The organism is Methylobacterium sp. WL116 (assembly GCF_008039455.1).
Lineage (GTDB): Bacteria > Pseudomonadota > Alphaproteobacteria > Rhizobiales > Beijerinckiaceae > Methylobacterium.
The window spans coordinates 1-7,462 of record NZ_VRUV01000215.1; the positions used below are offsets into that span (position 1 = coordinate 1).

At 64.8% G+C, this 7,462-nt stretch carries 9 protein-coding genes; 8 read left to right on the top strand and 1 reads right to left on the bottom strand.

The window, feature by feature from the left end; translation table 11 throughout:
• Positions 1–338 precede the first annotated feature (338 nt).
• Together FV223_RS15690 and FV223_RS15695 are read left to right on the top strand one after the other, a co-directional pair.
• Positions 339–677, top strand: coding sequence for a P-II family nitrogen regulator (locus FV223_RS15690; protein ID WP_147727910.1), 339 nt, complete (start codon positions 339–341; stop codon positions 675–677).
• A 22-nt stretch (positions 678–699) separates the two neighbouring features.
• Positions 700–1,638, top strand: coding sequence for a glutaminase (locus FV223_RS15695; protein ID WP_147727911.1), 939 nt, complete (start codon positions 700–702; stop codon positions 1,636–1,638).
• Between the two features lie 139 nt (positions 1,639–1,777).
• Here FV223_RS15695 and FV223_RS15700 read toward each other — a convergent pair whose 3' ends face one another.
• Positions 1,778–2,797, bottom strand: coding sequence for a glutamine synthetase beta-grasp domain-containing protein (locus FV223_RS15700; RefSeq protein ID WP_147727912.1), 1,020 nt, complete (start codon positions 2,795–2,797; stop codon positions 1,778–1,780).
• Between the two features lie 366 nt (positions 2,798–3,163).
• Between FV223_RS15700 and glnA the strand changes: the two genes are divergently transcribed.
• The 6 genes from glnA to FV223_RS15735 form a co-directional block, all read left to right on the top strand.
• The gene (glnA, locus tag FV223_RS15705) at positions 3,164–4,573 is read left to right on the top strand and encodes a type I glutamate--ammonia ligase (RefSeq protein WP_147727913.1); all 1,410 of its coding nucleotides are present in this window, start codon (positions 3,164–3,166) and stop codon (positions 4,571–4,573) included.
• Positions 4,574–4,764: 191 nt separating this feature from the next.
• A complete protein-coding gene (locus tag FV223_RS31845; protein WP_246689697.1) occupies positions 4,765–5,232 on the top strand; it encodes an RNase A-like domain-containing protein in 468 nt (155 codons plus the stop codon).
• Between the two features lie 148 nt (positions 5,233–5,380).
• A complete protein-coding gene (locus FV223_RS15715) occupies positions 5,381–5,653 on the top strand; it encodes a hypothetical protein (protein WP_147727914.1) in 273 nt (90 codons plus the stop codon).
• Positions 5,654–5,708: 55 nt separating this feature from the next.
• Positions 5,709–5,921 carry a hypothetical protein gene (locus FV223_RS15720; protein WP_147727915.1) on the top strand — a complete coding sequence of 71 codons (213 nt, stop codon included), beginning with the start codon at positions 5,709–5,711 and terminating at the stop codon, positions 5,919–5,921.
• Positions 5,922–6,520: 599 nt separating this feature from the next.
• A complete protein-coding gene (locus FV223_RS15730) occupies positions 6,521–6,865 on the top strand; it encodes a hypothetical protein (protein ID WP_246686382.1) in 345 nt (114 codons plus the stop codon).
• A 385-nt stretch (positions 6,866–7,250) separates the two neighbouring features.
• Positions 7,251–7,462 (top strand): VOC family protein (locus FV223_RS15735; RefSeq protein ID WP_147727917.1); only part of this gene is annotated, 212 nt, incomplete at its 3' end.

Consider the following 7,462-nt stretch of genomic DNA (forward strand, 5'->3'; position numbering starts at 1 on the left):
CGCCCGCTCCGCCACCGCGGCGCCGGCCGCCCGCATCAGGGCGATGCCCGGCGTGCCCCCGGCGATCGCCGTCGCATCGACGGTCCTCATCGCGTCGACCGTCATCAGGCGTGAGCCGTCCATCACGTCACTTCCGTCTCGTTCGAAGCCGCGCTGCCCGTGCACGGTCCAGCCGATGCCCAAACAATCGGCCCTCATGGCAAAATTGCCTAAACGATTTGCATTTCATGCAACCAGAATGGGCAGTTTCCTCGGGGGCGGGTTGAAAACGGCGTGGCGGCCGGACCGGTGGAGTGATAGAAATTCGGCATCATAGAGCGCAGGTTGGGCCGTCCGGCATGAAGAAGATCGAAGCGATCATCAAGCCCTTCAAGCTCGACGAGGTGAAGGAGGCGCTCCAGGAGGTCGGCCTCCAGGGCATCACCGTGATCGAGGCCAAGGGCTTCGGCCGCCAGAAGGGCCACACCGAGCTGTATCGCGGCGCGGAATACGTCGTCGACTTCCTGCCCAAGGTGAAGCTCGAGATCGTGCTCTCGGACGCGCTGGTCGAGGGCGCCGTCGAGGCGATCCGCAAGTCGGCCCAGACCGGCCGCATCGGCGACGGCAAGATTTTCGTCTCGACCATCGAGGAGGCGATCCGCATCCGCACCGGCGAGACCGGGCCGGACGCGATCTGAGCCCCGCGCCGGGAGGCGGCGCGTGAGCCTCGCTCCGCACCTGCGCAGCGTGGTCGAGGAGATCGCCTACGAGATGCGGCAGCGCTCCGACCGGGGCACGGTCGCGCGCTACATCCCCGAGCTCGCCCGCGTCGACCCGCAGGCCTTCGGCCTCGTCGTGATCGATGCCGACGGCACCATCGCCGCGGCCGGCGACAGCGAGACCCCGTTCTCGATCCAGAGCGTGTCGAAGGTCTTCACCCTGACGCTCGCGCTCGGCATGGTCGGCGACGCCCTGTGGAAGCGCGTCGGGCGCGAGCCCTCGGGCAGCCCGTTCAACTCGATCGTGCAGCTGGAGCGCGAGCAGGGCGTTCCGCGCAACCCCTTCATCAATGCCGGCGCGATCGCGGTGACCGACGTGATCCTGTCCGGCCACCAGCCGCGCGAGGCGCTGGGCGAGATCCTGCGCTTCATGCAGGCGCTCGCCAACGACCCGACCATCGCCATCGACGAGGCGGTGGCGGCGTCCGAGAAGCGCACCGGCTTCCGCAACGTGGCGCTGGCCAACTACATGAAGTCCTTCGGCGTGGTCGAGAACCCGGTCGACTACACGCTCGGCGTCTACTTCCACCATTGCGCGATCAGCATGTCGTGCCGGCAGCTCGCCACGGCGGGGCGCTTCCTGGCCCATTCCGGCCGGAACCCCGCCACCGGCCTGTCGGTGATCCCGCCCGAACGCGCGCGCCGCATCAACGCGGTGATGCTGACCTGCGGTCACTACGACGGCTCGGGCGAGTTCGCCTACCGGGTCGGCCTGCCGGGCAAGAGCGGCGTCGGCGGCGGCATCCTGGCGATCGCCCCGGGCCGGGCCTCGATCGCGGTCTGGTCGCCCGGCCTCGACGAATCCGGCAACTCGCATCTCGGCCGGATCGCGCTGGAAAGCCTGACCAAGCGCATGGGCTGGTCAATCTTCGGCGCGTGAGCTCTCCGCGAAGCGCCGAAGGGCCTCCTCTCCCCTCCGGGAGAGGGGGGTCCGCGTTCCGACCGGCACGCGCCCGGGGAACGAAAGACGGCGCGGATCCGAAGACCCGCGCCGCCGCGTAAGGCCGAAATCCCGGACCTCAGTGGGTCGGAACCGACTCGACCGTCTTCAGGATCTGCGAGGCGATCTGGTAGGGGTCCCCCTGGCTGTTGGGACGGCGGTCTTCCAGATAGCCCTTGTAGTCGTTGTTGACGAAGGAGTGCGGCACGCGGATCGAGGCGCCGCGGTCGGCCACGCCGTAGGAGAACTGGTTGATCGCCGCGGTCTCGTGCTTGCCGGTCAGCCGCATGTGGTTGTCGGGGCCGTAGACGGCGATGTGGTCGTCGAGGTTCTCCTTGAACGCCGCCATCAGCTTCTCGAAGTATTCCTTGCCGCCGGTCTCGCGGAGGTAGGTGGTCGAGAAGTTGGCGTGCATGCCCGAGCCGTTCCAGTCGGTGTCGCCGAGCGGCTTGCAGTGGTACTCGACGTCGATGCCGTACTTCTCGCACAGGCGCTGCAGCAGGTAGCGCGCGACCCACATCTCGTCGGCGGCCTTCTTGGAGCCCTTGCCGAAGATCTGGAACTCCCACTGGCCCTTGGCCACCTCGGCGTTGATGCCCTCGTGGTTGATGCCGGCGTCGAGGCAGAGGTCGAGGTGCTCCTCGACGATCTGGCGCGCGATCGGGCCGACGTTCGAGTAGCCGGCGCCGCAATAGTACGGGCCCTGCGGCGCGGGGTAGCCGGTCGACGGGAAGCCGAGCGGGCGGCCGTCCTTGTAGAAGAAGTATTCCTGCTCGAAGCCGAACCAGGCGCCCGGGTCGTCGTGGATGGTGGCGCGCTTGTTCGACGGGTGCGGGGTCTTGCCGTCCGGCATCATCACTTCGCACATCACCAGCACGCCGTTCTTGCGCGTGGAATCGGGGAAGTGGCGCACGGGCTTGAGCATGCAGTCGGACGAGCCGCCCTCGGCCTGCAGGGTCGATGAGCCGTCGAAGCCCCAGAGCGGGAGCTGCTCGAGGGTCGGGAAGCCGTCGAAGTCCTTGATCTGGGTCTTGCCGCGAAGATTCGGGACCGGCGTGTACCCGTCGAGCCACAAATACTCGAGTTTGTATTTCGTCATTCCGAGTCTCTCGTCCGTTAACGATGAAAAGCCAGCGGGAACGGCAGCCGCTCCGGGGCTTCCGACGACCGAGACCCCGCTAGCAGGGACCGTGCCAGCGAAACGCCGTCCCGCCGGCGGTTCCCGTCCCCGCGCGGCCGAGGCAGTCAACTCCGCGTGAGCGTCGGGCTCGGAGCGGGCCGGTTCGCGCGGCTCGGGCGCGGGCAATGCGGCGGCACCGCCCGTCGCCCGAGGCCGCGCGCGCCGGCGCGCGACGACGATTTCCGGGCCCCTTCGGTTGGCACGACGGCGTCGCGGGCTGTATGGAGCCCACGTCCGGCGCACGGCACGGTGCGGCGGCCCACGAATGTCAGGAGGACGTCCACGATGACGACAGCGGCCGAGGTGCTCAAGACCATCCGGGACAACGACGTCAAGTATGTCGACTTCCGGTTCACGGACCCGCGCGGCAAGTGGCAGCACGTCACCTTCGACGTCAGCCTGGTGGACGACGAGATCTTCGAGGAAGGCACGATGTTCGACGGCTCGTCGATCGCCGGCTGGAAGGCGATCAACGAATCCGACATGCTGCTGATGCCGGACCCGGCGACCGCCACGATGGACCCGTTCTTCTCGGCGGCCACCATGGTCATCGTCTGCGACGTGCTCGAGCCCTCGACCGGCGCGCCCTACCCGCGCGACCCGCGCGGCACCGCCAAGCTCGCCGAGGCCTATCTCAAGTCCACCGGCATCGGCGACACGATCTACGTCGGCCCGGAGGCCGAGTTCTTCGTCTTCGACGACGTGAAGTTCGGCGCCGACCCGTACCACACCGGCTTCCAGCTCGATTCGACCGAGCTGCCCACCAACGGCTTCACCGACTACGAGGGCGGCAACCTCGGCCACCGCGTCGCCACCAAGGGCGGCTACTTCCCGGTGCCGCCGCAGGATTCGGCCCAGGACATGCGCGGCGAGATGCTGGCCGCGATGCAGGGCATGGGCGTGAAGGTGGAGAAGCACCACCACGAGGTCGCCAGCGCCCAGCACGAGCTCGGCATGAAGTTCGACACGCTGACGCTGCTCGCCGACCACATGCAGATCTACAAGTACTGCATCCACAACGTGGCGCAGAGCTTCGGCAAGACCGCGACCTTCATGCCGAAGCCGGTCTTCGGCGACAACGGCTCGGGCATGCACGTGCACCAGTCGATCTGGAAGGACGGCAAGCCGATCTTCGCCGGTGACAAGTACGCCGGCCTCTCCCAGGAATGCCTGTGGTACATCGGCGGCATCATCAAGCACGCCAAGGCGCTGAACGCCTTCACCAACCCGTCGACCAACTCCTACAAGCGCCTGGTGCCGGGCTACGAGGCCCCCGTGCTGCTCGCCTACTCGGCACGCAACCGCTCGGCCTCCTGCCGCATCCCGTGGACGAAGAGCCCGAAGGCCAAGCGCGTCGAGGTCCGCTTCCCCGATCCGATGGCCAACCCCTACCTCGCCTTCTCGGCGCTGCTGATGGCCGGGCTCGACGGCATCCTCAACAAGATCGATCCGGGCGCGGCCATGGACAAGGATCTCTACGACCTGCCCCCGCGCGAGCTGAAGAAGATCCCCACCGTCTGCGGCTCGTTGCGCGAGGCGCTGCAGAACCTCGACCGCGACCGCGCCTTCCTCAAGGCCGGCGACGTCTTCACCGACGACCAGATCGACTCGTTCATCGCCCTAAAGATGGAGGAGGTCATGCGCTACGAGATGACCCCGCACCCGGTCGAGTTCACGATGTACTACTCGCTCTGAGGCCGGGGCGGGCTCGACGCCCGCTCCCATCGCCCACGACGAAGCGCCGGAGCCTCCTCGAGGCTCCGGCGCTTCGCGTTTGAGAACCGCGATGAGAGCTTTCTGACTATATTCCTATACAGGAATATAGGAAGATCCGAGGGGTGCAGTCCATGGCGTCAGGCGCGACGGGCCTTGTGCGGGCGAGATGGATGATCGCCGCGTACCGCGTGGAGGTCGCCTTCCTGCGGTTGCGCCTGTCGCTGCGTGCGTATCACGCCGACCAACCCCGCCTGCCGGCCGGGAACCCGAACGGGGGCCAATGGACGGATGGCGATACGGGCGACGGGCATGATTCCGCCGACGATGCGCGGATCGTTCACGTCTCGGACGATGCCGACCGCCGGTACAGGGTCTTGCTCTCCGAGGAAGAGGCGCGCGGCGGGCATACGCTTCGCGAGCATGTCGGCAAGACGGATGCGGAGATGATGGGTCGCGTCCTGGCCAGCAGAAGGACGTTCCCGGTCATCAGTTACGGCCTGAAGCGCGATGGCTCGTTCGGGTCGGTGGGGACTGCGAACGACTTTATCAATCGGACACTGGAGCAGAATGCTGCGGAGGTCGATGACGTCGCAACCGGTAGAAGAGACGATGCCTTCATGACATCCCGTTTCGGATAGAGAACCGGGCGGGAAGCCTACACGGCGGGGCAGCTCGAGCCGTATCTGCGCACGACCTACGGTGTCGGAATGTTCATCGTTCACGATCCGGGCAGTCCCCGCGGGTACCGCATCCATACCGCCTATTCGCGCAACGACTGAGATCGACATGCAGGCCGCCCCGGAATTCCTGACCTTTGCCCGCTGGTACATCCAGGACATCGATCGCATCGCGCCGACGCTCGAGGAGATGTACGATTTCGGTCTCAGACGTTTTCGTGGCGAGGAACGCGTCCGCCTGCGGCAGTTCATCGACCGGGCCGTCCGCGAGGCGTCCGACGCGACGTTGGAACGGCTGTGGAATGAGACGGACGCCGACATCTACTTCCCCACCGTGCAGGATCTCCGCGCCTTCCTGGCCGGCGCCCGCGACCGGCTCTGACCAGAGAATCCGAGGGATCGGGTCCGGACGCCGCAGAGGGAAGAGGGAAGACGCCATGGCGAAGCCGCGCCTCGAACCCACGTCGGAATTCCATCGGCTCGGCCTGGATTTCTACCAGGACCTAGACACGACCGGGAAGACGGAAGACGAGGTCTGTGACATCGTGCTCGATCCGTTCACCGGCCAGGAGCGGATCCGCCTGCAGGACTTCCTCGACGGGATCACGCGCGACGACGCCTCGGATGCCGAGCTGCTGCAATCAAGGTAGCTTGTATATCAAATATAATCGCAGTGCTGGTTTTTACTTGATCCATGACCTGAATTCGGCGCGTGACTCTTGCGTCCGAGCCGCATATCCACGGAGTGACGGGGATCGACATGCAGCTGCCACCGGAATTCGAAAAGTTCTCACTCCAATTTTATTCGGGCATATTGGACGACGTTGAAACAGAAGAGGAATTAATCAATTCGGCCTTGTCCCCATTCTCAAATCCGCAACAACGCGCGCGCCTGCGTTCGTATCTCGATGAGATAACGCGGGATCATGTAGACGATAGGGAGCTGCAAGAAGTCTGGTCGTCGTCCGCAGACACCGTGTTTCGCGATAGCGCTGGGCTGCGTGAGTTGTTGAGAAGAGCGCGAGATCGGCTCTGATATCTGGCCCGAATTCATCCTTGCGATGCGCGACCCATCCTATGAAATATCCATATCCCGCACGATCCGCCATCGATTGCAGATTTTGTGTTCCATTTAAAGAAGGCTGGAGTTGCTGCATCTGGATGATTGCATAGCTAAAATTCGCAAATCACACATATCAGATCACTGTTTATCTGCGCAATAAACGTGGTATCGGCGTCGAGTCGAGACATGACCCGACTTCCCCGAGCGGATTTCTTATCCGGGCCGCATTCCCCCCTGCAGAAGGCAGCCGAAATGAAGCTATCTGCGGAATTTTGTGATTTCAGCCTGCAATTCTATCAGGATCTTCTCGACGACGTGTCGAGCGAAGAGGAAATGATCCGTACTGTCTTATCGCCTTTGAAGGATGCGGAAAAACGCGCAAGACGGAGGGAATATCTCGGCTCGATCACCGCAGACGAATTTTCAGATGAAGACTTGCGGAAACTGTGGTGGTCCTCGTCCGCCGATATCGTGTTTCACGACGGCGCCGAGCTGAGAGGTTTTCTCAAACGGGTGCGGGACAGATTGTAACGCCCGCCTCGGAAGCCGGCAGGGCAGCTCGGAACCGGCGAAGGCTGTCGATGACAGGGATGCGGTAGAAGTCACGGCAGGTCGCCGAGGCCTGAAGCGTGCCATGGAAGCATGGTGATCGTTCGACGGTGAAGAACGGATCCTTCCCCGGACCCGTCCGGGTTTCGAAAGGCCCGAGATCTTTCGCGGGTGCGGGCGAGGGCCCTGCATGATCCTCGGGGCTCGGCCCCGAGCCCCCGCCAAAGGGATGATCCCTTTGGAATCCCCCGGTTTGTGGTTCTATGATCAGGGGTGGGATCGATCGTCGTCACGGTCAATCACGCCCCCTCGGAATGCGTTGCCGGTCGCTTTGGGACCCTGATCGTTCGAATCGGCGGATCGATCCATGCTCACCCTCGACCATCTTGTCATCGTCGCACCGGATCTCGCCGCGGGCGTGGCTCATGTCCGCGACGGCCTCGGCGTCGACATGCCCGGAGGCGGACGCCACCGCGAGATGGCGACCCGCAACCATCTGCTGCGCCTCGGACCGGCGACCTTCCTCGAGGTGATCGCGGTGGACGCGGCGGCCGCGCCGCCCGGCCGCCCGCGCTGGTT